Source organism: Pseudomonas sp. PME37.24/006 (assembly GCF_055556635.1).
Map to the genome: position 1 here is coordinate 1,003,812 of NZ_JBVHNL010000003.1, position 26,009 is coordinate 1,029,820.

Annotated in this window: 19 protein-coding genes; 16 read left to right on the top strand and 3 right to left on the bottom strand. The window is 62.6% G+C overall.

The window, feature by feature from the left end:
• Positions 1-11: 11 nt before the first annotated feature.
• On the bottom strand, positions 12-3,302 hold the full coding sequence (locus tag ACZ3GY_RS15655) for a transglutaminase family protein (RefSeq protein ID WP_465910915.1): 3,291 nt from the start codon (positions 3,300-3,302) through the stop codon (positions 12-14).
• Positions 3,303-3,512: 210 nt separating this feature from the next.
• Between ACZ3GY_RS15655 and ACZ3GY_RS15660 the strand changes: the two genes are divergently transcribed.
• The 14 genes from ACZ3GY_RS15660 to ACZ3GY_RS15725 all read left to right on the top strand — a co-directional run bounded on the left by ACZ3GY_RS15660 (position 3,513) and on the right by ACZ3GY_RS15725 (position 22,276).
• Positions 3,513-3,689: a hypothetical protein gene (locus tag ACZ3GY_RS15660; RefSeq protein WP_042556252.1), complete on the top strand. Its 177-nt coding sequence runs from the start codon at positions 3,513-3,515 to the stop codon at positions 3,687-3,689.
• Entirely contained in the window at positions 3,673-6,627 is a 2,955-nt protein-coding gene (locus ACZ3GY_RS15665) for a sensor histidine kinase (protein ID WP_465910916.1), read from the top strand. Before ACZ3GY_RS15660 ends, ACZ3GY_RS15665 begins: the two co-directional genes overlap by 17 nt.
• A 96-nt stretch (positions 6,628-6,723) precedes the next feature.
• Positions 6,724-8,148 (top strand): sigma-54-dependent transcriptional regulator, encoded by a 1,425-nt coding sequence (locus ACZ3GY_RS15670; protein ID WP_463562139.1) that lies wholly within the window; start codon positions 6,724-6,726, stop codon positions 8,146-8,148.
• A 660-nt stretch (positions 8,149-8,808) separates the two neighbouring features.
• Complete coding sequence (locus tag ACZ3GY_RS15675; RefSeq protein WP_465910917.1) at positions 8,809-10,206, top strand: polynucleotide adenylyltransferase PcnB; 1,398 nt, start codon at positions 8,809-8,811, stop codon at positions 10,204-10,206.
• A 2-nt stretch (positions 10,207-10,208) separates the two neighbouring features.
• The gene (gene folK, locus ACZ3GY_RS15680) at positions 10,209-10,688 is read left to right on the top strand and encodes a 2-amino-4-hydroxy-6-hydroxymethyldihydropteridine diphosphokinase (RefSeq protein WP_465910919.1); all 480 of its coding nucleotides are present in this window, start codon (positions 10,209-10,211) and stop codon (positions 10,686-10,688) included.
• 233 nt (positions 10,689-10,921) lie between these two features.
• On the top strand, positions 10,922-11,722 hold the full coding sequence (panB, locus tag ACZ3GY_RS15685; protein ID WP_225838728.1) for a 3-methyl-2-oxobutanoate hydroxymethyltransferase: 801 nt from the start codon (positions 10,922-10,924) through the stop codon (positions 11,720-11,722).
• On the top strand, positions 11,719-12,579 hold the full coding sequence (gene panC, locus ACZ3GY_RS15690) for a pantoate--beta-alanine ligase (protein ID WP_465910920.1): 861 nt from the start codon (positions 11,719-11,721) through the stop codon (positions 12,577-12,579). Before panB ends, panC begins: the two co-directional genes overlap by 4 nt.
• A 121-nt stretch (positions 12,580-12,700) precedes the next feature.
• Positions 12,701-14,365 carry a glucose-6-phosphate isomerase gene (pgi, locus tag ACZ3GY_RS15695; RefSeq protein ID WP_465910922.1) on the top strand — a complete coding sequence of 555 codons (1,665 nt, stop codon included), beginning with the start codon at positions 12,701-12,703 and terminating at the stop codon, positions 14,363-14,365.
• Between the two features lie 279 nt (positions 14,366-14,644).
• Complete coding sequence (gene acs / locus ACZ3GY_RS15700) at positions 14,645-16,582, top strand: acetate--CoA ligase (RefSeq protein WP_463562144.1); 1,938 nt, start codon at positions 14,645-14,647, stop codon at positions 16,580-16,582.
• 141 nt (positions 16,583-16,723) lie between these two features.
• Entirely contained in the window at positions 16,724-17,599 is an 876-nt protein-coding gene (locus tag ACZ3GY_RS15705) for an oxygenase MpaB family protein (RefSeq protein WP_465910923.1), read from the top strand.
• A 40-nt stretch (positions 17,600-17,639) separates the two neighbouring features.
• Positions 17,640-18,656, top strand: a complete 1,017-nt coding sequence (locus ACZ3GY_RS15710; RefSeq protein WP_465910925.1) for a class I SAM-dependent rRNA methyltransferase — start codon at positions 17,640-17,642, stop codon at positions 18,654-18,656.
• Between the two features lie 77 nt (positions 18,657-18,733).
• Complete coding sequence (locus ACZ3GY_RS15715; protein ID WP_465910926.1) at positions 18,734-21,676, top strand: DUF748 domain-containing protein; 2,943 nt, start codon at positions 18,734-18,736, stop codon at positions 21,674-21,676.
• A 4-nt stretch (positions 21,677-21,680) separates the two neighbouring features.
• A complete protein-coding gene (locus ACZ3GY_RS15720; protein ID WP_042556240.1) occupies positions 21,681-21,971 on the top strand; it encodes a DUF2845 domain-containing protein in 291 nt (96 codons plus the stop codon).
• A 5-nt stretch (positions 21,972-21,976) separates the two neighbouring features.
• On the top strand, positions 21,977-22,276 hold the full coding sequence (locus tag ACZ3GY_RS15725) for a DUF2845 domain-containing protein (protein WP_465910927.1): 300 nt from the start codon (positions 21,977-21,979) through the stop codon (positions 22,274-22,276).
• Positions 22,277-22,327: 51 nt separating this feature from the next.
• Here the strand turns inward: ACZ3GY_RS15725 and ACZ3GY_RS15730 are convergent, their stop codons facing one another.
• Positions 22,328-22,615 (bottom strand): PA4642 family protein, encoded by a 288-nt coding sequence (locus ACZ3GY_RS15730; protein WP_465910929.1) that lies wholly within the window; start codon positions 22,613-22,615, stop codon positions 22,328-22,330.
• A gap of 196 nt (positions 22,616-22,811) precedes the next feature.
• Here ACZ3GY_RS15730 and dauA point away from each other — a divergent pair, with 196 nt between their 5' ends.
• Positions 22,812-24,533, top strand: a complete 1,722-nt coding sequence (gene dauA, locus ACZ3GY_RS15735) for a C4-dicarboxylic acid transporter DauA (RefSeq protein ID WP_465910930.1) — start codon at positions 22,812-22,814, stop codon at positions 24,531-24,533.
• On the opposite strand, the gene ACZ3GY_RS15740 is transcribed toward dauA, so the two are convergent.
• Complete coding sequence (locus tag ACZ3GY_RS15740; protein ID WP_465910932.1) at positions 24,530-25,087, bottom strand: hypoxanthine-guanine phosphoribosyltransferase; 558 nt, start codon at positions 25,085-25,087, stop codon at positions 24,530-24,532. The two genes, dauA and ACZ3GY_RS15740, sit on opposite strands and share 4 nt — an antisense overlap.
• 280 nt (positions 25,088-25,367) lie before the next feature.
• On the opposite strand from ACZ3GY_RS15740, the gene upp reads away from it, so the two are divergent.
• Complete coding sequence (gene upp / locus ACZ3GY_RS15745; RefSeq protein ID WP_225838701.1) at positions 25,368-26,006, top strand: uracil phosphoribosyltransferase; 639 nt, start codon at positions 25,368-25,370, stop codon at positions 26,004-26,006.
• Positions 26,007-26,009 lie beyond the last annotated feature (3 nt).

Below are 26,009 nucleotides of genomic sequence, written 5' to 3' on the forward strand. Positions count from 1 at the left end.
CCGCGCTGTCGTCAGACTCGACGCAAATCCAGAGTCATGGGCAGTTCGTTATTACTGATGGGTACCAGCAGCGGTCTTTTACCCGGGCTGTGGCCCAGGCGGAAGAAGCGTGCCAGGCGCCGACTTTCAGCTTCATAGGCATTCACCGGCAGGCTTTCATAGCTGCGCCCGCCCGGGTGGGTGACATGATACTGGCATCCGCCGATGGAGCGATTCATCCAGGTATCCACCAAGTCGAATATCAAAGGCGCGTGTACGCCTATCGTTGGCTGCAGGCAGGCCGCCGGCTGCCAGGCACGAAAGCGTACACCGGCAACGAACTCGCCGACCTTGCCCGTACTGCGCAATGGTACCGGCACACCATTGCAGGTCAGTACGTAGCGATCCGGTGTCAGGCCATTGAGCTTGACCTGCATGCGTTCGAGAGACGAATCGACATAACGCACCGCGCCGCCAGCCGCGCCCTCCTCACCCAGTACATGCCAGGGCTCCAGCGCCTGACGCAGCTCCAGTTCGATGCCTTTGACGTTGAGATCCCCGGCACGCGGGAAGCGAAACTCGAAGTGCGCGGCAAACCATTCAGCACCCAGGCGGTAGCCGCTCTGCGCCAGTTCCTGAAGCACGTCGGCGAAATCCTGCTCGACAAAATGCGCCAGCAAAAACCGGTCATGCAACTCGGTGCCCCAGCGCACCAGGCGCGCCGGCTTGTAGGGTTCTTTCCAGAAACGCGCGATCAGCGCCCGCAACAGCAGTTGCTGGGCAAGGCTCATGCGCGCATTGGGCGGCATCTCGAAAGCACGCAACTCGAGCAGACCAAGGCGCCCCGAGGCCGAATCCGGCGAATACAGTTTGTCGATACAGAACTCGGCGCGGTGGGTATTGCCGGTGACATCGATCAGCAGGTTGCGCAACAACCGGTCAACCAGCCAGGGCGGACACTCGCGCCCCGCTTCGGGCATCTGCGCGAAGGCGATTTCCAGCTCGTAGAGCGAATCGTTACGGGCCTCGTCGACCCTCGGCGCCTGGGAAGTCGGGCCGATAAACAGACCGGAGAACAGATAGGACAATGAGGGGTGGTTGTGCCAATAGCTGATCAGGCTACGCAGCAGATCCGGACGGCGCAGAAACGGTGAGTCGGCCGGCGTGGCCCCGCCAAGGACGAAGTGGTTACCGCCCCCCGTGCCGGTGTGACGGCCGTCGATCATGAACTTCTCGCTGCTCAGGCGACACTGGCGGGCCTGCTCATAAAGGAACTCGGTGCGTTCGACCAACTCGTCCCAACTCGCTGCCGGGTGGATGTTCACCTCAATCACACCGGGATCCGGGGTGACGCGAAAGAATTGCAGGCGCGGGTCATTCGGCGGCTCGCAGCCTTCAAGCAGCACCGGGCACTGCAACTCGGCAGCGGTTTCCTCGATGGCGGCGGCCAGTGCCAGGTAGTCTTCGAGATCGCTCAGCGGCGGCATGAACACGTAAAGGCGACCGCCACGAGGCTCAGCGCACAGCGCCGTGCGCACGACATCCACAGCTGACTGACCACGCTTGGGTTTGCCTGATCCATTCCCCCGGCCACCATTCCAAACGCCACGTTCCTGGTACTGAAGCTCAGCAGAGGACGGTAGCGGCGCGAATACCTGAGAAGGGTCTGCCGGTGTCACGTAGGGGTATTCCTCAGCCTTGACCCAGGGCAACGAATCCAGTGGCAAGCGGTAACCCAGCGCCGAGTCGCCAGGCACCAGGCGGCAATATTCATCGCGCAGGTACCAGGAACCACTGCGCCAGCCGGCCCGGCGCGTATCGCGCGCCAACGGTAGAACATGCCCGATCACTCGGTCCAGCCCCTGATCGAACACCTGGCGCAGGCGTTCACGCTCAAGCGGGTCTTTCAGCCGCGCATCTTCAGGCGAGACGTTGTCGGGCAAACGCCCTTCGCGCCACAGGTAGTAGAGACCGTCCTCATAAGCCGGGAAGCAGTGTTGAGCCTCCACACCCAGGCGCTCGGCCAGGTTGGCGAGAAAACGTGCGGCCATTTCCGCATCGGCGCCGTAGTCGCGCCCTTCGTCAGCCAGTAGCTCGGCGTTGCGCCAGACCGGCTGGCCATCGCGGCGCCAGAAGGCATTCAGCGACCAGCGTGGCAACTGCTCACCCGGGTACCACTTGCCCTGGCCGAAATGCACCAGAGCAGCCGGCGCATAATGCTCACGCAGGCGCAGGAACAGATCCGTGGCCAAGCGGCGCTTGTTGGGCCCGAGGGCCGCGGTGTTCCATTCGGCGTCATCGGGGTAATCAAGGGCGACGAAGGTCGGCTCACCGCCCATCGTCAGGCGCACGTCAGCGGCCTGCAGGTCTTGATCTACGCGCTGGCCCAATGCGACGATATCGCGCCACTGGTCGTCGCTGTAGGGTTTGGTCACTCGCGGCGCTTCCCAAATGCGCTCCACACGCATTTCGTGGCTGAACTCGCTTTCGCAATCCTCCACCGCCCCGCTGATCGGCGCGGCTGAGGAAGGTTCCGGGCTACAGGCCAAAGGGATGTGGCCCTCGCCGGCGAACAGCCCGCTGGTAGGGTCAAGCCCGATCCAGCCCGCGCCCGGCAGGTAAACCTCGCACCAGGCGTGCAGGTCGGTGAAATCCACCTCGGTACCCGAAGGCCCATCCAGGGATTTGACGTCGGCACTGAGCTGGATCAAGTACCCGGAGACAAACCGTGCGGCCAGCCCCAAATGACGGAACAGTTGTACCAGCAGCCAGGATGAATCGCGGCACGAGCCGGAGGCATTGAGCAGGGTTTGCTCGGGCGTCTGCACGCCCGGCTCCATACGAATCAAGTAATTGATATCGGCAGCCAAGCGCTGATTCAGGGCCACGAGGAAATCCACACTGGGCCGTGGCGTGCGATCAATGCTCGCCAGGTACTCGGCAAAACGCGGTTCGCTCGGCAGTTTGACCAGATAGGGCGCCAGCTCGCGCTGCTCGCCTGCCGTATAGGTCAGGGGGATTTGCTCGGCATAGGGTTCCAGGAAGAAGTCGAACGGGTTGAACACCGCCATCTCGGCGACCAGATCCACCTCGACGCGCAACTCGCGGGTCTTCTCCGGGAATACCAGGCGCGCCAGGTAGTTGCCCTGGGGATCCTGCTGCCAATTGATGAAGTGATCGCCCGGTTCGACGCTCAAAGAGTAGGAAAGAATCCGTGTGCGACTGTGCGGTGCCGGGCGCAAGCGAATGATCTGCGGCCCCAGATTGATGGCACGGTCATAGCGATAATGGGTGACATGGTGCAGCGCGACATGAATCGACACGGCGGCCTCCTACAAGCCTGGGCGATAGAGATGCAAGCGCAAGACTTGTGCCAGCGCCAGCCTGCAGCAGCGAGCCGAACGCTTTGACGAAGACCCTGCCCCAGCAAAGGGCAGGTCATGCCCCACGACGAACATCACGCACCATAACAGCACCTTAGCCAGCGCACTGCGCTTCCGTTACCATCGCCATACTCAGTAGCGAGACGCGGCATGTATATCTATCGATTGGTTCTGATCCTGGTAGTGGGCATCTACCTGTTCTCGCCCGCCATCATGGACTGGTGGATCGACCCCAACGGCGCCTGGTATCGGCCTTATATGCTCTGGCTGATTCTCATCGTAGTGACCTTCATTCTGCAGAGTCAGCGTGATGCCGATGAGCTTTAGCCTTACCCAGCTGATGCTGGTCAGCGCCGCGTACCTGCTTGTCCTGTTCAGCGTCGCCTGGTGCGCTGACCGTGGCCTGATTCCGCGCCAACTCATTCGCCACCCACTGACCTACACCTTGTCGCTTGGCGTGTATGCCAGTGCCTGGGCCTTCTATGGCACTGTCGGCCTGGCTTACCAGTACGGCTACGGTTTTCTCGCCAGTTACCTGGGCGTGACAGGGGCATTTCTCCTTGCGCCGGTGCTGCTCTACCCGATTCTGCGCATCACCCGCACCTATCAGCTGTCGTCACTGGCCGATCTGTTCGCCTTTCGCTTTCGCAGTACCTGGGCCGGCGCGCTTAGCACAATTTGCATGCTCGTCGCGGTGCTGCCACTGCTGGCACTGCAAATCCAGGCCGTTACCGACGCCATCAGTATTCTCACCCGCGAACCGGTACAACCGCAGATCGCGCTGGCGTTTTGTGGCTTGTTCATCCTGATCACCATCCTGTTTGGCGCCCGCCACTTGGCCACACGGGAAAAGCACGAAGGGCTGGTGCTCGCTATCGCCTTTGAGTCGATGGTCAAGCTGCTTGCCATGGGCGCTATCGGCCTCTATGCGCTGTATGCGGTATTCGATGGCCCGCGCGATCTGGAACAGTGGCTGGTACTCAACCAGGCAGCCCTGGCCAGCCTGCATACACCGCTACAGGAAGGCCCGTGGCGCACCTTGCTGCTGGTGTTCTTCGCCTCGGCTATTGTCATGCCGCACATGTACCACATGACCTTCACCGAGAACCTCAATCCCCGCGCCCTGGTCAGCGCCAGTTGGGGCCTGCCGCTGTTCCTACTGTTGATGAGCCTGGCGGTACCGCTGATTCTCTGGGCCGGCCTGCGCCTGGGCTCGACCACCAGCCCGGAGTATTTCACCCTGGGCCTGGGTATTGCGGTGGACAGCCCCACGTTGGCACTGATCGCTTACGTCGGCGGGCTTTCGGCCTCCAGCGGTTTGATCATCGTCACCACCCTGGCACTGTCTGGCATGCTGCTCAACCACGTGGTGCTGCCGCTGTACCAGCCACCGGCCGAGGGTAACATCTACCGCTGGTTGAAATGGACGCGCCGCGCACTGATCGTCGCCATCATCCTCGCCAGCTACGCGTTCTATACCCTGCTCGACGCCGAGCAGAACCTGGCCAACCTGGGCATCGTCTCCTTCGTCGCCACCCTGCAGTTTCTTCCGGGCGTGCTATCGGTACTGTACTGGCCGACCGCTAACCGGCGCGGCTTTATCGCCGGGTTGCTGGCCGGTATCGCAGTGTGGGCCGTGAGCATGCTGCTGCCACTGCTGGGCACCCTGCCTGGCCTTTATGTACCGATCCTCGATCTGGTCTACGTACTGGATGACAGCAGCTGGCACCTGGCGGCCATCGCTTCCCTGGCAACCAACGTGCTGGTGTTCACCCTGGTCTCGGTATTCACCGACTCAAGCCCAGAAGAAGACAGCGCCGCCGAAGCCTGCGCCGTGGACAACGTGCGCCGCCCGCAGCGCCGTGAATTGCTGGCCCTGTCGCCCCAGGAGTTCGCCACTCAACTGGCCAAGCCACTGGGCGCCAAGACCGCCCAGCGTGAGATCGAGCAAGCCCTGCGCGATCTGCAACTGCCGTTCGACGAGAGACGCCCTTACGCTCTACGCCGTCTGCGCGACCGCCTGGAGGCCAACCTCTCCGGCCTGATGGGCCCGAGCGTTGCCCAGGACATCGTGGAATCCTTCCTGCCTTATAAGTCCGGCAGCGAGAGCTACGTGGCCGAAGATATCCACTTCATCGAGAGCCGCCTGGAGGACTATCACTCGCGCCTCACCGGCCTTGCCGCCGAACTCGACACCCTGCGCCGCTACCACCGCCAAACGCTGCAGGAATTGCCCATGGGCGTCTGCTCCCTGGCCAAGGACCACGAGATCCTGATGTGGAACAAGGCCATGGAAGAACTTACCGAAATCCCAGCGCAGCATATCGTCGGCTCACGCCTGTCGACCCTCGGCGAGCCCTGGCGTGACCTGCTACAGCGCTTCATCGAGATACCCGACGAACATTTGCACAAACAACGTCTGCCGCTGGACGGCCAGATCCGCTGGCTCAATCTGCACAAGGCAGCGATCGCCGAACCCCTTGCACCGGGCAACAGCGGGCTGGTGCTGCTGGTCGAAGACCTGACCGAAACGCAGATGCTCGAAGACAAACTGGTGCACTCCGAGCGCCTGGCCAGCATCGGCCGTCTCGCCGCTGGCGTCGCTCACGAAATCGGCAACCCGATCACCGGCATCGCCTGCCTGGCGCAGAACCTTCGCGAAGAGCGCGAAGGTGATCCCGAACTGACCGAAATCAGCGGACAGATTCTCGAACAGACCAAACGGGTGACGCGCATCGTCCACTCGCTGATGAACTTTGCTCACTCAGGCAGTCATCAACAGGCCGACGAGCCGGTATGCCTGGCCGAGGTGGCCCAGGAAGCCATTGGTCTGCTGGCGCTTAACCGGCGCAGTGTGGACGTGCAATTCTTCAACCTGTGCAGCCCTGAACACTGGGCAGAAGGCGACCCACAGCGCCTCGCACAAGTGCTGATCAACCTGCTGAGCAACGCTCGCGACGCCTCGCCAGACGGCGGCGCCATTCGGGTGCGCAGCGAAGTCTCGGAGCACACCGTCGACCTGATTGTCGAGGACGAAGGCAGCGGAATCCCCAAGGGCGTGATGGATCAGCTCTTCGAACCGTTCTTCACCACCAAGGATCCCGGTAAAGGAACCGGACTCGGCCTCGCGCTGGTCTATTCCATCGTGGAAGAGCATTATGGCCAGATAATAATCGACAGCCCGATTGACCTTGAGCAGCAACGTGGCACCCGTATCAGGGTGACGCTGCCCAGGCATATCGAGGCAATGCCACTGGCAACCTAAACACCGAAGAACCGCATTCCCGACGACGCGCGTGGCCCGGCTTGGCTGCAGGCACCGTGGAAGCAGGTTCCGAGACCGTCGAGAGAATTCGATTAAATGCCTCATATCCTGATCGTCGAAGACGAAACCATCATCCGCTCTGCTCTGCGTCGCCTGTTAGAACGCAACCAGTACCAGGTCAGCGAGGCCGGTTCGGTGCAGGAAGCCCAGGAGCGTTTCGATATCCCTGGGTTCGACCTGGTGGTCAGTGACCTGCGCCTGCCTGGCGCACCGGGCACCGAGCTGATCAAACTGGCCCAAGGCGCTCCGGTGCTGATCATGACCAGCTACGCCAGCCTGCGCTCGGCGGTCGACTCGATGAAAATGGGCGCGGTGGATTACATCGCCAAACCCTTCGATCATGACGAAATGTTGCAAGCCGTGGCGCGCATCCTGCGTGACCGCCAGGCGGTGCGCAGCCACTCGGGCGACGCCCCCGCAGCAGCCCGTGCGGCGGAAAAAAGCGACAAAGCTGCCAACGGAGAAATCGGCATTATCGGAACCAGCCCTGCGATGCTGGAGCTGTACAGCAAGATCCGCAAAGTCGCCCCGACCGACTCCAACGTACTGGTGCAAGGCGAGTCCGGCACCGGCAAGGAACTGGTCGCACGTGCACTGCACAACCTGTCGAAGCGCGCCAAGGCGCCGATGATTTCAGTCAACTGTGCGGCAATCCCGGAATCGCTGATCGAGTCGGAACTGTTCGGCCATGAAAAGGGCGCCTTCACCGGCGCCAGCGCGAGCCGCGCCGGTCTGGTGGAAGCCGCGGACGGCGGCACGCTGTTTCTCGATGAAATCGGCGAACTGCCCCTCGAAGCCCAAGCGCGTCTATTGCGGGTACTGCAGGAAGGTGAAATCCGCAGAGTTGGCTCGGTGCAATCGCAGAAGGTCGACGTACGCCTGATCGCGGCCACCCACCGCGACCTGAAAACCCTGTCGAAAATAGGCCAGTTCCGCGAAGACCTTTACTACCGCTTGCATGTCATCGCTCTGAAATTACCACCACTGCGTGAGCGCGACGGCGATGTGCTGGAAATTGCCCGCGCCTTCCTACTGCGTCAATCCACACGCATGGGCCGTACTGACCTGCGTTTCGCCCCAGACGCCGAGCAAGCGATCCATCATTACAGCTGGCCGGGCAACGTGCGGGAGCTGGAGAACGCCATCGAGCGTTCGGTAATCCTTTGCGAAGGCAGCGTCATCAATGCCGAACTGCTCGGCATCGACATCGAACTGGAAGATCTGGACGACCACGCCTTTATCGGCCTGCCGCCGCATAGCGGGACAGTCAACGCTACCAGCCAGGATCCCAGTGAAGATCTGTCACTGGAGGACTACTTCCAGCACTTCGTACTCGAGCACCAGGATCACATGACCGAGACCGAGCTGGCCCGCAAGCTGGGCATCAGCCGCAAGTGCCTGTGGGAACGCCGCCAGCGCCTGGGCATTCCACGCCGCAAATCGAGTGTCACCAGCGAATAGTGTGCGAAGGCTCTAGGGCGGCTGTTACCGCACCGAGCGAAGCACGTAACAAAGCCGGGGTTTACGGTAACGTAACCCCGGCTTTTTTCTGCTCATAACAAATACTAAAATCACCAAGCCCTTGTTTTTAAAGTAAAAATAAAAACTGGCACGCAGAATGCTTTATCTCTTGCACAACAACAATAACAAGCATGACCAAAGACAATAAAAATAAGACGAAGCGACTCCAGCACAATAAGAACAAGACGGCAGGAGACGTAGCTAACTGATTCTTTTGGAGAGGATTTCCTCATAGGGCCTTGCCCTGTAACCAGATAGAGAACAATAAAACTGTCGATAGACAGCACCGGTTCTGGTTGGGTCGAAGACCCGAGGTAGCGTCAGCATCCAAAGTAATCCGTTTGCTCTTGCTCCCGATGACGGGAGGTTTTCCGGACAGCTGGATTCCGGGACGGGTGATCAAACAAAAACAACAAGCCCGCATAACAAGAAAAACGCATAGCAACATTTATGGGGGAGCTTCGGCTCCCCCAGTAGCTTGTGCCCCGATCTGCCTTCCCCTCCCCCGCTTACACCCATCTGCGACTCAATGCTAGAATCCGCGCTATTTCTGCGCCTTTACATTATTCTGGCCATTCATTTCGTCATACAGTGCCCTCCATGCTGAAAAAGCTGTTCAAGTCCCTTCGTTCGCCGTTGCGCCGCGCTCACCAGCCTCACAGTACGCCGCACGTGCTGAACAACAACCAGCACCCCATCCAGCGCGGGCAGATAAGCCGCTACGCCATCAGCGTGGTCGAGCGTTTGCAGAACGCCGGCTACGAGGCCTATCTGGTCGGTGGCTGTGTACGCGATCTGCTGCTGGGCATCGAGCCCAAGGACTTCGACGTCGCCACCAGTGCCACACCCGAGCAGGTCAGGGGCGAGTTCCGCAATGCCCGGGTAATCGGTCGCCGCTTCAAGCTGGTTCACGTGCACTTCGGCCGCGAGATCATCGAGACCGCCACCTTCCGCGCCAATCACCCGCAAGGTGAAGAGGAGGAGGACACCAATCAGTCCTCGCGCAACGAGAGCGGCCGCATTCTGCGTGACAACGTGTACGGAACGCTGGAAGACGACGCCCAGCGCCGCGACTTCACCATCAATGCGCTGTACTACGATCCTGTATCCGAGCGGATTCTCGACTACGCCAATGGCATGCACGACATCCGCAACAACCTGGTGCGACTGATCGGCAATCCCACGCAGCGTTATCAGGAAGATCCGGTGCGCATGCTGCGTGCCGTGCGCTTCGCCGCCAAGCTGGACTTCGATATCGAGAAGCACAGCGCCGATCCTATCTTCGACCTGGCCCCTCTGCTCGGCGGCATTCCTGCGGCGCGTCTGTTCGATGAAGTGCTCAAGCTGTTTCTCAGCGGCTACGCCATCTACACCTATGACCTGCTGGTGGACTACGGCCTGTTCGGCCAACTGTTCCCGGCCAGCGCCGCAGCGCTGAGACAGAACCCGGAATACACCGACACGCTGATCCGCAACGCCCTGGACAACACCGATCTGCGCATTCACCAAGGCAAGCCGGTCACCCCCGCTTTCCTGTTCGCGGCGCTGCTCTGGCCAGCGCTGCCGGCTCGGGTGATCCGCCTCCAGGAACGCGGCATGCCGGCCATTCCGGCCATGCAGGAAGCGGCTCACGAACTGATCGCCGAACAGTGCCAGCGCATCGCCGTGCCGAAACGCTTCACCCTGCCGATCCGCGAGATCTGGGACATGCAGGAGCGCCTGCCACGGCGCAGCGGCAAGCGCGCCGATTTGCTGCTGGAAAACCCACGCTTCCGTGCCGGTTACGACTTCCTGCTGCTGCGCGAGAGCGCGGGCGAGGAAACTGGCGGCCTCGGCGACTGGTGGACGGATTACCAGGACGCCAGCGACAGCGACCGCCGGGTGATGATCCGCGACCTGTCCAGCAAGGACGACGTACCTGGCGCCCCCCGCAAGCGCCGCCGCAGTGGCGGCAGCAAGCGCAAGCGTAGCCCTCAGGGCGGCGGCACAGCCGAGTAAGCATGGAACGCGTCCACATTGGCCTGGGCAGCAACCTCGCCGAGCCGGCCGAGCAACTGCGCCAGGCGCTCGCCGCGCTCCAGCACCTGCCAGGCACTCGTCTCGCGGCAGTTTCCTCCTTCTATGTCAGCGATTCGCTGTTGCCAGGCCAGCCGCGCTACACCAATGCGGTCGCGGCTCTGGAGACCGATCTGCAACCGCTGCAGCTGCTCGATGCGCTGCAGGCCATCGAACGGGGTCAGGGCCGCGAACGCCACGAACGCTGGGGCCCGCGTACGCTCGACCTGGATATCCTGCTGTTCGGCGAACGCCTGATCGACGAGCCACGACTGCGCGTCCCGCACTACCACATGCACGCGCGAGCCTTCGTGCTCTACCCGCTCGCGGAAATCGCTGCTGGCCTGGAGTTGCCCGATGGACGCAGCCTCGGCGCACTGCTGGCGGCCTGCCCGTTCGAGGGCCTGGAACGCCTGACACCCTGAAGCGGGTGGTTCTGCCGCTGGCGGTAACGACGTAACAGCGCGGTAACACATTCGATTGACTTGCCCCCCCGCCATCGGGACTATAGCCACCCATTGCCCCATGCCGGAGCAAAAAGGGCCGCTAAACAGGCCGAATCGAGGTAGCCCCGCTGCCTCTTGAATGCCAGAAAGAACCTGCTCCACGAGAGCCTGCATTCAACAGGCCCGCACAGGTTCCGAGTGAGGATACGTTCATGCCTGATGTAACCCTGACCACCCTGCGAGCGCTCAAGCAGAAGGGTGAGAAGATCACCATGCTGACCTGCTACGACGCCACTTTTGCCAGCGCCTGCTGCAAAGCCGGTGTGGAAGTGCTGCTGATTGGCGATTCGCTGGGCATGGTGCTACAGGGGCATGACAGCACCCTGCCGGTAAGCATGGCCGACACGGTCTATCACACTGCCAGCGTGAAGCGCGGCAACGAGGGTGCGCTGATCGTCGCCGACCTGCCATTCATGGCCAACGCCACGCTCGAGCTAACGCTGCACAACGCCGGCCTGCTGATGCAGGCGGGTGCGCATATGATCAAGGTCGAAGGCACTGCCTGGCTGGCCGAATCCATCACTCGCCTGGCCGAGCGCGGTGTACCGGTGTGTGCGCACATGGGGCTGACCCCGCAGGCAGTGAACATTCTCGGCGGTTATAAAGTGCAGGGCCGTGAACAGGCCCAGGCCCGCCAGATGGTGGCGGACGCTATCGCCCTGGAGCAGGCCGGCGCAGCCATGCTGTTGCTCGAATGCGTTCCGAGCGAACTGGCTGGGGAAATCAGCCGCGCGGTGAAGGTTCCAGTGATCGGCATTGGTGCCGGCCCGCAAACCGACGGCCAGGTGCTTGTGCTGCATGACATGCTGGGCCTGTCGCTGAGCGGCCGCGTGCCCAAGTTCGTGAAGAACTTCCTGGCCGGCCAGGCCAGCATTCAGGACGCCCTCGCCGCCTATGTGAGTGAGGTCAAGGCTGTCAGCTTCCCGGCCGCCGAACACGGATTCTCCGCATGAACACCGTGAAGACCGTGCGCGAGCTGCGCGCTGCTGTTGCTCAGGCCCGTGCCGAAGGCAAGCAGATCGGCCTGGTGCCGACCATGGGTAACCTGCACGCCGGCCACGCCGCACTGGTGGAAAAGGCCGCGCAACGCAGCGACTTCGTGGTCGCCAGCATCTTCGTCAACCCGATGCAGTTCGGGCCCTCCGAAGATCTCGACAAGTACCCTCGCACCCTCCAGGCAGACCAGCAGCGCCTGGTCGACGCAGGCTGCCATCTGCTTTTCCACCCGGACGCCCTCGAGATGTACCCGGGCGGCATGGGCGAGCAGACTCGCATCAGCGTGCCTGGCGTGTCCGAGGGGCTTTGCGGTGCCAGCCGTCCTGGTCACTTCGAAGGCGTCGCCACCGTGGTGACCAAACTGTTCAACATGGTGCAGCCTGATCTGGCGGTGTTCGGCCAGAAGGACTTCCAGCAACTGGCGGTGATCCGCACCATGGTGCGCGACCTCAACATGCCGATCCAGATCATCGGCGAGCCCACCGTGCGCGCCGAGAGCGGCCTGGCCCTGTCGTCGCGCAACGGTTACCTGAGCGATGAGCAGCGCGACACCGCCACGGTTCTCTACCGCTCGCTGCAGCAGATTGCCCAGGCTATCCAGACTGGCGAACGCGACCTGCCCGCCCTGATTGCCCAGGCGCAGCGCCAGCATGCCGATGCCGGTCTGCGCGCCGACTACCTGGAAGTGCGCGAAGCACAGAGCCTGCGCCAACTCAGCCCGGGCGACCGCGAGTTGGTGGTGCTGGTAGCGGCCTATCTAGGTAACACCAGGCTGATCGACAACCTGAGTTTCACCCTCGACCAGGGATACTGACGGCCACCTCCACCGGGTACAAAAACCCGGATACACTCGAAAGCCCGGACGATCAGCCGGGCTTTTTGGTATGTAATCATCGCTGAAGCCTGCCAACCGAATGCCTCAACAAGGAAGCCCCATGGCGTATTACCAACAGCCGCTCGATGTTCTCGCCCTCCCCACTTGGCAGGCGCTGCAGCAGCATCGCCAGGCCATGCAGAACTTCAGCATGCGCGACGCCTTCGCTGGCAACCCGCAACGTTTCGAGCAGTTTTCCCTGAGCAGCTGCGGCCTGTTTCTCGACTATTCGAAGAACCTGGCCAGCGACGAGACCATCTCACTGTTGATGGCGCTGGCTCGCGAAGCCGGTCTGGAGCAGTCGATCCGCGCCATGTTCGACGGCGAGAAGCTCAATGCTTCGGAAGGCCGCCCGGCGCTGCACACCGCACTGCGCCGGCCGCTCGGCGACAAGGTATTGGTCGACGGCGTCGACGTGATGCCCCATGTCCAGCGTGTACTGCAGCAAATGACCGAACTGGTCGGGCGCATCCACAACGGCCTGTGGCGCGGCTACACCGAGAAGCCCATCACCGACGTGGTGAACATCGGCATCGGCGGCTCCTTCCTCGGCCCGCAACTGGTTTCCGAGGCGCTGCTGCCATTTGCCCAGCGCGGTGTGCGCTGCCATTACCTGGCCAATATCGACGGCAGCGAGTTCCACGAGCTGTCGGCCAAGCTGCAGGCCGAAACCACCCTGTTCATCGTTTCGTCGAAATCCTTCGGCACCTTGGAAACCCTGAAGAACGCCCAGGCCGCTCGTGGCTGGTACCTGGCTCAGGGCGGCTCCGAGGCCGAGCTGTATCGCCATTTCATTGCCGTATCGAGTAACCGCGAAGCCGCAGTGGCGTTCGGTATCCGTGAAGAGAACATCTTCCCGATGTGGGACTGGGTTGGCGGGCGTTATTCGCTGTGGTCGGCCATCGGCCTGCCGATTGCCCTGTCCATCGGCATGTCCAACTTCAAGGAACTGCTGGCCGGCGCCTACAGCATGGACATGCATTTCAAGACCGCGCCGTTCGAGCAGAACATGCCGATCCTGCTGGCGCTGCTGGGCATCTGGTACGGCAATTTCTGGGACGCCCAGAGCCAGGCCATCCTGCCGTACGACCACTACCTGCGTAACATCACCCGGCACCTGCAGCAGTTGGACATGGAGTCCAACGGCAAGAGCGTGCGCCAGGACGGCAGCCAGGTCAGTGGTTCGACCGGGCCGGTGATCTGGGGCGGCGTGGGCTGTAACGGCCAGCACGCCTATCACCAGTTGCTGCATCAGGGTACCCAGCTTATTCCGGCGGACTTCATCGTCCCGGTGGTCAGTTACAACCCGGTTGCCGACCACCACCAGTGGCTCTACGCCAACTGCCTGTCGCAGAGCCAGGCACTGATGCTCGGCAAATCCCGCGAAGAAGCCGAGGCGGAACTGCGCGGCAAGGGCCTGAGCGAAGACGATATCGCGCGCCTCGCACCGCACAAGGTGATCCCCGGCAACCGGCCGAGCAACACTCTGGTGCTGGAGCGCATCAGCCCCCGCCGCCTTGGCGCGCTGGTGGCCCTGTACGAGCACAAGGTGTTCGCCCAGAGCGCCATCTGGGGCATCAACGCCTTCGACCAGTGGGGCGTGGAACTCGGCAAGGAGCTGGGCAAGGGCGTCTATTCGCGCATGGTCGGCAGCGAGCCAAGCACTGCCGAAGACGGCTCCACTCAAGGGCTGATCAACTACTTCCGCAGTCGCCATCGCGGTTGATCGATTGCGGGCGCTCGCTCATCGGCGAGCGCCCGCAACACTTTGCGTCACTCCCAGGCTCGTCCGAGTCGACCAATAAAACTTGGCTGCTACCCTTAGTGTCTATTGGATACCTCTAAAAACGTCGGCGAGGCAGGCAGCGCAAGGCAAAAACAGGCGAAAAAGCGCAGTTTACTGATGTAAATGAGCATTTTTAGCCTGTTTTTAACGCCGCGATGGCAACGCAGGTAGTTTTTAGAGGTGTCCATTGCGGACATATAACAACAAAGGTGCCCCGCCATGTTCACGATCAGCCGTCACCCCGTCAGCGACGAAACACGCCAACGTGCCCACATCGACGACGCCGCCTACCAGCGCCTCTACCGCCAATCGGTCGACGACCCCCAGACGTTCTGGGGCGAACAGGCCAAGGCCTTTCTCGACTGGTTCAAACCCTGGGACGAAGTCTCCAGCGGCAGCCTGAGCAAGGGCGACATTCGCTGGTTTTCCGGCGGCCAGTTGAACATTAGCCACAATTGCATCGACCGCCACCTGGCCAAGCGTGGCGATCAGGTAGCGCTGATCTGGGAAGGCGACGACCCCAAGGACTCGGCCAGCATCACCTACCGGCAGTTGCACGAGCAGGTCTGCCGGCTGGCCAACGTGCTCAAACAACGCGGCGTGAAGAAAGGCGATCGCGTGTGCATCTACATGCCGATGATCCCGGAAGCCGCATACGCGATGCTCGCCTGCACCCGCATCGGCGCCGTGCACTCGGTGGTGTTCGGCGGCTTCTCGCCGGATGCCCTGCGAGACCGCATTCTCGATGCCGACTGCCGCACCGTGATCACCGCCGATGAGGCCGTGCGTGGTGGCAAGTACATTCCCCTCAAGAGCAATGTCGACAAGGCCCTGAAGAGCTGCCCCAACGTGTCCACCGTGCTGGTGGTCGAGCGCACCCACAACAAGGTCGACTGGGACGAGAAGCGCGACCTCTGGTACCACGAGGCTGTGCAGCAGGTGAACGCCGACTGCCCCGCCGAGGCCATGGATGCCGAAGACCCGCTGTTCATCCTCTACACCTCCGGCAGCACCGGCAAACCCAAGGGCGTGCTGCACAGCACCGCCGGCTACCTGCTGCAGGCGGCGATGACCCACAAGTACGTGTTCGACTATCACGATGGCGATATCTACTGGTGCACCGCGGATGTCGGCTGGGTCACCGGGCACAGCTACATCGTCTACGGCCCGCTGGCCAATGGCGCCACCAGCCTGATCTTCGAAGGCGTGCCCAACTACCCCGACACGTCGCGCTTCTGGCAGGTGATCGACAAGCACAAGGTGAACATCTTCTACACCGCGCCGACGGCTCTGCGTGCGCTGATGCGCGAAGGCGAAGCACCGGTGAAGAAAACCTCGCGCAGCAGCCTGCGCCTGCTCGGCAGCGTCGGCGAGCCGATCAACCCGGAAGCCTGGGAGTGGTACTTCAACGTGGTCGGCGAAAAGCGCTGTCCCATCGTCGACACCTGGTGGCAGACCGAGACTGGCGCCATCATGATCACCCCACTGCCGGGTGCCACCGACCTCAAGCCCGGCTCGGCGACTCGCCCGTTCTTCGGCGTACAACCGGTGCTGCTGGACGAGCAAGGCAAGGAAATCGATGGCCCCGGTGCCGGCGTACTGGCGATCAAGGCCAGTTGGCCAAGCCAGATTCGCAGTATCTACGGCGATCACCAGCGCATGCTCGAGACCTACTTCACCGCCTACCCCGGTTACTACTTCTGCGGTGACGGCGCACGCCGCGACGAGGACGGCTACTGGTGGATCACCGGTCGCATCGACGACGTGATCAACGTTTCCGGCCACCGTATCGGCACAGCAGAAGTGGAAAGCGCACTGGTGCTGCACGACGCCGTAGCCGAAGCGGCAGTGGTCGGCTACCCCCATGACGTCAAGGGCCAGGGCATCTACGCCTTCGTCACCACCATGAATGGTATCGAGCCGAGCGACGAGTTGAAGAAGGAGTTGCTAAGCCTGGTCGGCAAGGAAATCGGCAGCTTCGCCAAACCGGAGCTGATCCAGTGGGCGCCGGGCCTGCCGAAGACCCGTTCGGGCAAGATCATGCGTCGCATCCTGCGCAAGATCGCCTGCAACGAGCTGGACACTCTGGGCGACACCTCGACCCTGGCCGACCCGGCGGTGGTCGACAGCCTGGTCGCCGAGCGGCTGAATTCCTGACGCAGGCTCCCTGGGTATCGCTACGCTCAACCGCAGGCTACGCAAGGTTCGGTAGCCCGGCGTTGAGCGCAGCGATACCCGGGACGATCTCAAGCCGGCCGCTGACTTGTGGCATGCAGCGGGGCACATTAACCTCGCGCCATGGAAGTCATCCGCCGTCGTATAGAAAGCCAGGTACTCAGCCTCAGCGGCATCGCGCTGGGGCAGATCGATTTCGAGAACCCCAAGGGCGATCCCGGCCTGTTCGGCCCGGATTCGGTGTGCTGGCGCATCCATGGCGACTTCACCAGCATGCTCATCGGCGGGGTCAGTGCCTTGCTGCTGCAGGCCCTGCATCCACTGGCACTGGCTGGCGTGTGGGATCACTCGAATTTCCGCGATGACTTACTGGGTCGCCTGCGCCGTACCGGCCAGTTCGTCTCCGGCACCACTTTCGCCAGTAGCAAAGATGCCGACTGGCTGATCGACAAGGTCAAACGCATTCACCTGCACGTGGTTGGCACCGCGCCGGACGGTCGCCCCTATGCCGCCAGTGACCCGCACCTGCTGACCTGGGTGCATGTGGCAGAGGTGTACAGCTTTCTGCAGGCGCACCTGCGCTACCTGAATCCGCACATGAGCGAAGCCGATCAGGATCGTTACTACGCAGAAATCGCCCTGGTCGCCGAGCGCCTGGGTGCATCCGAAGTGCCGCGCAACCGAGCGCAGATAACGGCCTATCTCGAGCGCATGCGCGGCCAATTGCTGTGCAACGAGCGTTCCCACGAGATATTGCGCATCCTGCTCGCCGCGCCAGCACCAAGCAGACTGGCCGCCCCGGTTGGTCAACTGTTCCTGCAGGCAGGCATCGACCTGCTCCCGGACTGGGCGCAGAGCATGCTCGACCAGCGCATGACACCGCTGCGCAGCCGCCTGACCCGCAGCGGCGTGCGCGCCATCGCACCGCTCATCCGCTGGGCGGTACGCAGTGGCTCATTGCACAAGTCGCGGATACGCATGGGCCTGCCGCCCAATTGAGGGTGATAAACTGCGCGCCCCTTATCATGAGTCGCCGCACATGCCGTCTCTCGACCAGGCAGTGCGCAGCGCGCTTGCCAATCGCCACGCCCTGATCGCCGAGCTGCATGGGCAGCAGACCGACTGCTACCGCCTGTTCCATGGCAGCCAGGAAGGTGCTGGCGGTCTGACCGTCGACCGCTACGGCCAGCAGTTGATGGTGCAGAGTTTCCACCAGACACTGGCTCGTGACGAATTGCTGGCTCTGCATGAGCAGGTCAACGAAGCGCTCGGGCTACACACGCTGCTGGTCTACAACGACCGTTCCCGGGGCAACTCGCGCGTCGACCGCAGCGACCCCGTCTATACCGCGAGTGATGAGGCCCTGGCCGATCAGACGGGTCAGGAGTGGGGCCTCGATTACCGCGTCCGCGGCCGCCACGCTGGGCAGGATCCACTGCTGTTTCTCGACCTGCGCAACGTCCGTGGCTGGATTCAGCATCACAGCGCCGGGAAAAGTGTGCTCAATCTGTTCGCCTACACTTGTGGCGTTGGCCTCAATGCGGCGGCCGGTGGTGCGCATGAAGTGGTCAACCTCGATTTCGCCGAGGGCAACCTCGCGGTCGGCCGCGAAAACGGTGCGCTCAATCCGCATCTGCAGCCCATGCAATTCGTCCAGTCGGACTACTTTCCAGCGATCCGCCAGTGGGCAGGGCTGCCCATCGCTGCGCGGCGCGGGCAGAAGCTGCCGAGTTATCCACGCCTCGAGCAGCGCCAGTTCGACCTGGTGTTTCTCGACCCGCCAGCCTGGGCCAAGAGCGCCTTCGGCACCGTCGATCTCTTGCGTGATTACCAGAGCCTGCTGAAACCAGCGATTCTCGCTACCGCCGAGCACGGCACCTTGGTGTGCTGCAACAACCTGGCGAAAGTACCCATGGCCGACTGGCGCGAACAGGTGCTGCGTTGCGCCAGCAAGCTGGGGCGCCCGGTGCGCGAGCATGAACAACTGCTGCCGGCCGCGGACTTCCCCTCCACCGATGGCAACCCGCCGCTGAAAACCCTCGTCCTGCATTTTTGAACGGGCGCAGCGTCTCGCGGAACCCAGGGCTCATGCCATAATCCAAGGCACTCTCGCCAGGAAGATGAAGCAAGACCATGCCCAAAGGATTGCGACGCGCCACCACCGCCTTATTGGTTACCCTCGGCCTTTACAGCCTGATCGGGTTCCTCATCTTGCCCGGCATTGCGCTGCGCATCGCCAATCAGCAGTTGGAGCAATACGCGAACGAGCCGGCGCGGCTGGATCGCCTGCAACTCAACCCCTTCACCCTCGAGCTGGATCTATGGGGCTTGCATCTCGGTGAGGCAGGCAAGGAACAGGTAGCCTTCGAGCACCTGGCCGTGAATCTGCAACTGGACAGTCTGTGGAGCGGCGCCCTGCACCTGGCCGACGTAACGCTGGTGAAGCCCCACACCGAAGTGCGCTTCGACAAGGACGGCACCCTCAACCTGGCGCAATTGTTCAAGCTGCCGGCCAGCGAGCAGCAGCCGGAAGAAGCCAGCGAACCGTTCCCTCTGCGCATCGACCGCATCGAACTGCTGGGTGGCAATCTGCACTTCCAGGATCTGCGCCCGCAGGAGCCGATCGACATCCACTACGACGATCTCAACCTGGAACTGCACAACCTCAGCACCCTGCCCGACGACAACGCCGATATGACGCTCGTCGCTACCGGTCCGGCTGGTGGGCGTATCGACTGGAGCAGCGAACTGAGCCTGAGTCCGATCAGCTCCAGCGGCACCCTGAAGATTACCGACGAACCCATGAAAGCGTTCTGGCCCTACGTGCGTGACGCCCTCCCGCTGGCGCTTGAGAAAGGCGTAGTGAGCCTGTCGACTGACTATCAGTTGAACCTGCGCGACGGCACCGAGTTGCTGCTCAGCAACGCCCGCATCAAGGTCGCGCCATTCGCCATGCAGGCACCGGACGGCAAGCCGCTGGTGAAGCTGGATTCCCTCGAGGTCAGCGAAACGTCTCTGGATCTGGCCAAACAGCAGGTGGTGATCGGCAAGGTACGCGGGCAGAAACTGGAAGCCTGGGCGGCCCGCGAGGCCGATGGCGAACTCGACTGGCAGAAGCTCCTGACCGGCAAACCGCAGCAAGCCGCGAAGCAGGCGCCAGCGGCAGATGCGCCAGAGCCCGAAGCCACCGCCCCTGCCGGCGACGCTACACAACCAGCTGCGAAAGAGCCTGGCAAACCCTGGCAAGTGCAGGTCAAGGACGTGCAGTTGCGCGACTATCACGCCCACCTGGTCGACCGTGTGCCGAGCGAGGCAGTCACCGTAGAGCTTGGTCCGCTCGATCTGGACATGCAGAACTTCGACAGCCTCGGCACCTCGCCCTTCGCGCTCAAGCTGGATACCGGCGTCGGCAAACAGGGCAAGCTGCAGGCCGAGGGCCAGGTACAACTGAGCCCGACCACCGCCAACCTGAAGGTGGCCACCCGCAATATCGACCTGCGTGTAGCACAGGCCTACCTCAGCCCCTTTGTGCACCTGGAGCTGCGCAGCGGCCTGCTGAGCAGCGATCTTGGCGTTGAACTCACGGCAATCGAGCCACTGGCGCTGCGTGTTCAAGGCAAGGCCCAGATCACTCAGTTGCACACCCTCGACACCCTCAAGGATCGCGACCTGCTGCGCTGGAAGCAGTTGGATCTGGGCGGCATAGACTATCGACACGGCGACCGCCTGGACATCGAGCGAGTCGACCTGGAACAGCCCTACGTACGCTTCATCATCAACGAAGACCTGACCACCAACGTCAACGAGTTGATCATCAAGCAACCTGCCGGCAATGCCGCCCAGGCGCAGTCCTCGGCCACCGCCGACAAGCCGATGGCGATTCGCATCGGCGAGGTCAGCCTGAAGGATGGCTCGGCCAACTTCGCCGACTTCAGCCTCAGGCCCAACTTCGCCACCGCCGTGCAGCAGCTCAATGGCCGCATCGGCACTCTCGACAGCACCAGCAGCAAACCGGCGCCTGTGGATATCAGCGGCAAGGTCGACCGCTACGCACCGGTCAGCATCAAGGGCAGCCTGACGCCTTTCGACCCGATGCAGAGCCTGGATATCGCCACCCAGTTCAAGCAGGTCGAGCTGACCACCCTGACGCCTTACTCTGGCAAGTTCGCCGGCTACCGCATCCGCAAGGGCCGCCTCAACCTGGACCTGCACTACCGCATCAACGACGGCAAGCTGAACGCCGAGAACAAGGTGCTGGTCGAGCAATTGCAGCTTGGCGAGAAGGTCGACAGCCCGGATGCGGTGGATCTGCCGATCCGCCTGGCCGTGGCCCTGCTCAAGGACACCCAGGGGCGCATTTCTATCGAGCTGCCATTGGAGGGGGATCTCAACAACCCGCAGTTCAGCGTCATGCCGATCGTCTGGCAAACCCTGCGCAACCTGGTGTTGCGTGCCGCCCAGGCACCCTTCAAATTCATTGGTGGTTTGGTGAGTGGCGGCACCGACATGGATCTGAGCACCGTCGCCTTCGCAGCAGGCAGCGACGAACTGGACGGCCAGGCGAAGAAGTCTCTCGACGTACTCTCCAGCGCCCTGCAGGAGCGTCCTACCCTGCGCCTGGAAATCGAAGGCGCCAGCGCACAGAGCAGCGACGGCCCACTGCTGGCCGCGCAGCGCCTCGAGCGCGAGTATCAGGATTATCTATATCGCATCATGCAACGCCGCGGTGATCAGGTGCCGGCCAGCGCCGAGTTGCTGGTAGTGCCTGAGGACGAAAAAGCCCCACTGCTGGAAGGCATCTACCGTGCGCGCCTGAAACAGCAGCCGCCTGCCGAGTGGGCCGACCTGGACAGTGACGAACGCACGCAGCGCCTGCGCGATGCCGTGGTCGAATCCTGGACTGACAGCCGTGGCCTGCTGCGCCAGCTGGCCCAAGATCGTGCGGCAGCGATCAAGGCCTATCTGGTAGATAGCGGCAAACTGGCGGCCGAGCGCGTCTATCTACTCGACGTCAGCTTCGGCGAGGCCACCAGCGACGGCCGTGTGGCCACCCCCCTTCATCTGGGCAGCGAGTGACGACATGAAACGACTGGGTCTGATGCTGGCGCTTTGCGCCGCCCCACTGCTGAGCCAGGCCGATACCCTACGCTGCGGCAGCAAGCTGGTGAACCTCGGCGATCGCACCTTCGAGGTGATGCAGAAATGCGGCGAGCCGGCGTTCCGCGACCCTGTCGGCTACACCCTGGGCGGCTACGACAGGCGCGAAACGAATATCGAGGAATGGGCCTACGAGCCCAGCAACGGTATGTTCACCATCCTGACTTTCGAGGGCAATCGGCTGACGCGCATCGAGCGCAAACGCCAGCAATGACGACCATGAAGACACTCATCTCTTGCACCCTGCTCATGCTCCTGGCCGGCACCGCCAACGCAGCGACCTGGCGCTGTGGCAGCGCTCTGGCAAGCAGCGGCGACAGCACCGCCGAAGTCCTGTCCAAATGTGGCGAACCAAACAACCGCGCATTCATCGGCTACAAGGATCAGACCGACAGCTACGGCTTCACCCATGAAGTGCAGATAGAGGAATGGAATTACGGCCCGCGCAACGGCATGAACTACTTTCTGCGTTTCGAGGGCAATCGTCTGAACAGGATCGACAGTAAACGCGGCGATTAGCCGTCAGACGATCAGAGCGGGCGACGACAGGACGCCGTCACCCGCTGGCGATCAACCGCGCGCGGCGTTGATTGCCTGGATGTAAGCCTCGGACTGACGCTGATCCTTGATCAGGGCGACGAAGTCATTACCGTCGGCATCCTTGGCATCGAGGTCATAACCGGCTTCGACGAAGAAACCCACGAAACGCTCGAAGTCGTGGTCACGCAGACCGCGATAGGCCTTGACCAGCTTGTGCAGCGAGGGCGGCGTGGCGTCAGCCGGTTCCACGGCGAGAAACAGCTTGATCTGCTCATCGCTCACTTCGTCGCCAATCACCTGCTTCTTGTCTTTACGCATCGCTCACTCCAGCAAACCAGACCACACGGGGCGGGCAGTGTAACCCCGGCGTCGCGACCGCTCAACGCAGGGCGCGTGACTCAGACGCAGCCGACCTTTCTAGCACCAGCGCGACCCAAGCGGTACGCGACCTAAGTCAACCACCACGCCCTCTACCCGCTCCTATACTGGCGGCAATCTCCCAGGAAGTGCCACGATGCCTACCCTGTTCGCCGCTTGTCGCCAGAGCCTGCGCGGTTACTCCTGGGCCAGCCTGCGTGGCGACCTGAGCGCCGGCCTCACGGTGGGCATCATCGCCATCCCGCTGGCCATGGCCCTGGCGATCGCCGTCGGCGTGGCGCCGCAACATGGCCTCTACACCGTGCTGGTTGCAGCGCCGCTGATCGCCCTGTGCGGCGGTTCGCGCTTCAACATTTCCGGCCCCACCGCAGCCTTCGTGGTGATTCTGCTGCCGATCACTCAGCAGTTCGGCATCGGCGGCCTGCTGCTATGCACCATGCTGGCCGGACTGATCCTGATCGCCCTGGGCCTTCTCAAGGCGGGTCGCCTGATCGAGTTCGTGCCCTACCCGGTCACGCTTGGCTTCACCGCGGGTATCGGCATCGTCATCGCCACGCTGCAGATCAAGGACTTGCTCGGCCTGCAACTGGCCGGACAACCGAGCCATTACGTGGAGCAATTGCAGTTGCTGTTCCAGGCCCTGCCCGGCATCCATCTGGGCGACAGCCTGGTAGCACTGGCCTGCTTTGCTATGCTGCTGCTGTGGCCGCGGCTGGTACCGCGCATCCCCGGGCATCTGGTGGCACTGACGGTCGGTGCGCTGCTGGGCCTGCTGCTGGAGCGAGGCGGCCTGCCGGTAGCGACTCTGGGCGAGCGCTTCAGCTACGTCGTCGACGGCGTCAGTTACCCGGGCATTCCGCCCTTTCTGCCGACCTTCGCCTGGCCCTGGCATCTGCCGGGCGCCGATGGCCAGCCCCTGATTCTGTCCTTCGAGCTGATCCGCCAGTTGCTGGCACCAGCCTTTGCCATCGCCATGCTCGGCGCCATCGAATCGCTGCTCTGCGCGGTGGTCGCCGATGGCATGACCGGCAGCAAACACGACCCCAATGCCGAATTGCTCGGCCAGGGCATCGGCAATCTGGTCGCGCCGCTGTTTGGCGGTATCACCGCAACCGCTGCCATCGCCCGTAGCGCCGCCAACGTGAGAGCCGGTGCCCGCTCGCCCCTGGCAGCCATCATCCACGCTGCCGTGGTGCTGGCGGCGATCCTGTTTCTCGCCCCGCTGTTCAGCTACCTGCCGATGGCCGCGCTGGCCGCCCTGCTGCTGATGGTCGCCTGGAACATGAGCGAAGCCCACCATGTAGCGCATACCCTGCGCATCGCTCCACGCAGCGACGTGCTGGTATTGCTGACCTGCCTGCTGCTCACGGTGCTGTTCGACATGGTGCTGGCGGTTGGCGTCGGCCTGTTGCTGGCCGCCGGGCTGTTCATCAAACGCATGAGCGAACTGACCGACACGCGCAGCCTGCCACGGCACAGCCACCAGGCCCTGAATGACCTGCCGGAGCATGTGCAGGCCCTGGCCATTCGCGGCCCGCTGTTCTTCGGTGCAGCGGAGCGCACGCTGGGCGCCCTGCGTCGCCTCGATCCGCATATCCGGGTGGTGATTCTCGACGTCAGCGCCGTGCCGATGCTCGACATGACCGCCCTCGCGGCACTGCACAGCATCGTGCTGGAGTACCGCAAGCACGGCATTTCACTGATCGTCAGCGGCGCCTCGCCGTCGCTGCGCCTGAAGCTGCGCCGTGCCGGCCTGCAGAGTGCCCACGGCCGCCTGAGCTATGCCCGAGATCTACCCCGCGCCCGGGCGATCTGCGAGAGCTGGCGATCAGAGTCCGACGAATCGACGAACCTTTAGAGCCCTTTCACCGCATAAATCCCCGGCGCATTGCGCCAGTAGCCCTTGTAGTCCATGCCGTAACCGAAAATGTAGCGGTCGACGCACGGCAGGCCCACGTAGTCGGCCTTGAGATCCGGACGCGCCTTGCGGTCGTGATCCTTGTCGATCAGCACGGCGGTATGCACTTTGGCGGCGCCGGCGTGGTGGCAGAAGTCGATGATCGCGCCCAGGGTGTGCCCTTCGTCGAGGATGTCGTCGATGATCAGCACATCGCGGTCGATGAACGAGACTTCCGGCTTGGCTTTCCAGAACAGCTCACCGCCACTGGTCTGGTTGCGGTAGCGGCTGGCATGCAGGTAGGAGGCTTCCAAGGGGAAGTCGAGCTTGGTCAGCAGCTTGCCGGAGAAGATCAGCCCGCCATTCATCACGCAGAACACCACCGGGTTGCGGTCGGCCAGTTCGGCGTTGATGGCAACGGCGACGCGAGCGATGGCGGCTTCCACTTCGGCTTCGCTGTACAGACAGTCGGCTTCGGTCATTACCTGGCGGATGTGGGCGAGATCGGCGGGCATGTCATGTCCTCATTGGCGGCGACTGTGAGCAGAAGCGTGGCTCTGCGGGCGTCGGTTCGCACGGTATGAATGGCTCCGGCGTAAGAGCTGATCACCGGGTCAGAAAAAGGCGGCACGTTACCCATCCGCTAGATGAGGCGCAAGCGTCCACGGATGCGCTCGACAAGTGGCATGGCCGTTGCGAGCGGTTTTTAAAAAGTTCCACATGCGCAGCGCCCACAGCGCTACGCAATGCTTTAATCTAGCGTGTTTTTTGCCCATTTTTGCCGGAGACCCCGCAATGCCAGTCCTCGAGATCCGCCATCCGCTGATTCGCCACAAGATCGGCCTCATGCGCCGCGCGGATATCAGTACCAAGAACTTCCGCGAACTGGCCCAGGAAGTGGGCGCCCTGCTCACTTACGAGGCGACCAAGGATCTGCCGCTGGAAAACTACGAAATCGCCGGCTGGGCAGGCCCCGTGCAGGTCGAGAAGATCTCCGGCAAGAAGATCACCGTGGTGCCGATCCTGCGTGCTGGCATCGGCATGCTCGACGGCGTGCTCAGCCTGATTCCGGGTGCCAAGGTCAGCGCTGTCGGCGTGGCCCGCAACGAAGAAACCCTGAAGGCGCACACCTACCTGGAGAAGCTGGTACCGGAGATCAACGAGCGCCTGGCGATGATCATCGACCCGATGCTGGCCACCGGTGCTTCCATGGTCGCTACCATCGACCTGCTCAAGAAGGCCGGCTGCAAGGAAATCCGCGCCATGGTGCTCGTCGCTGCCCCCGAGGGCATCAAAGCGGTCAACGAAGCCCACCCGGACGTGAAGATCTACACCGCGTCCATCGACCAGCGTCTCAACGAACACGGCTACATCATCCCCGGGCTGGGCGATGCCGGCGACAAGATCTTCGGCACCAAGCAGAAGGACGCCTGATCG

What these genes read in the sequence shown, in the direction of transcription:
- ACZ3GY_RS15660 (WP_042556252.1), top strand. Translation starts at nt 3,513, where the DNA reads ATGTATATCTATCGATTGGTTCTGATCCTGGTAGTGGGCATCTACCTG.
- ACZ3GY_RS15665 (WP_465910916.1), top strand. Translation starts at nt 3,673, where the DNA reads ATGCCGATGAGCTTTAGCCTTACCCAGCTGATGCTGGTCAGCGCCGCG.
- ACZ3GY_RS15670 (WP_463562139.1), top strand. Translation starts at nt 6,724, where the DNA reads ATGCCTCATATCCTGATCGTCGAAGACGAAACCATCATCCGCTCTGCT.
- ACZ3GY_RS15675 (WP_465910917.1), top strand. Translation starts at nt 8,809, where the DNA reads ATGCTGAAAAAGCTGTTCAAGTCCCTTCGTTCGCCGTTGCGCCGCGCT.
- folK (WP_465910919.1), top strand. Translation starts at nt 10,209, where the DNA reads ATGGAACGCGTCCACATTGGCCTGGGCAGCAACCTCGCCGAGCCGGCC.
- panB (WP_225838728.1), top strand. Translation starts at nt 10,922, where the DNA reads ATGCCTGATGTAACCCTGACCACCCTGCGAGCGCTCAAGCAGAAGGGT.
- panC (WP_465910920.1), top strand. Translation starts at nt 11,719, where the DNA reads ATGAACACCGTGAAGACCGTGCGCGAGCTGCGCGCTGCTGTTGCTCAG.
- pgi (WP_465910922.1), top strand. Translation starts at nt 12,701, where the DNA reads ATGGCGTATTACCAACAGCCGCTCGATGTTCTCGCCCTCCCCACTTGG.
- acs (WP_463562144.1), top strand. Translation starts at nt 14,645, where the DNA reads ATGTTCACGATCAGCCGTCACCCCGTCAGCGACGAAACACGCCAACGT.
- ACZ3GY_RS15705 (WP_465910923.1), top strand. Translation starts at nt 16,724, where the DNA reads ATGGAAGTCATCCGCCGTCGTATAGAAAGCCAGGTACTCAGCCTCAGC.
- ACZ3GY_RS15710 (WP_465910925.1), top strand. Translation starts at nt 17,640, where the DNA reads ATGCCGTCTCTCGACCAGGCAGTGCGCAGCGCGCTTGCCAATCGCCAC.
- ACZ3GY_RS15715 (WP_465910926.1), top strand. Translation starts at nt 18,734, where the DNA reads ATGCCCAAAGGATTGCGACGCGCCACCACCGCCTTATTGGTTACCCTC.
- ACZ3GY_RS15720 (WP_042556240.1), top strand. Translation starts at nt 21,681, where the DNA reads ATGAAACGACTGGGTCTGATGCTGGCGCTTTGCGCCGCCCCACTGCTG.
- ACZ3GY_RS15725 (WP_465910927.1), top strand. Translation starts at nt 21,977, where the DNA reads ATGAAGACACTCATCTCTTGCACCCTGCTCATGCTCCTGGCCGGCACC.
- ACZ3GY_RS15730 (WP_465910929.1), bottom strand. Translation starts at nt 22,615, where the DNA reads ATGCGTAAAGACAAGAAGCAGGTGATTGGCGACGAAGTGAGCGATGAG.
- dauA (WP_465910930.1), top strand. Translation starts at nt 22,812, where the DNA reads ATGCCTACCCTGTTCGCCGCTTGTCGCCAGAGCCTGCGCGGTTACTCC.
- ACZ3GY_RS15740 (WP_465910932.1), bottom strand. Translation starts at nt 25,087, where the DNA reads ATGCCCGCCGATCTCGCCCACATCCGCCAGGTAATGACCGAAGCCGAC.
- upp (WP_225838701.1), top strand. Translation starts at nt 25,368, where the DNA reads ATGCCAGTCCTCGAGATCCGCCATCCGCTGATTCGCCACAAGATCGGC.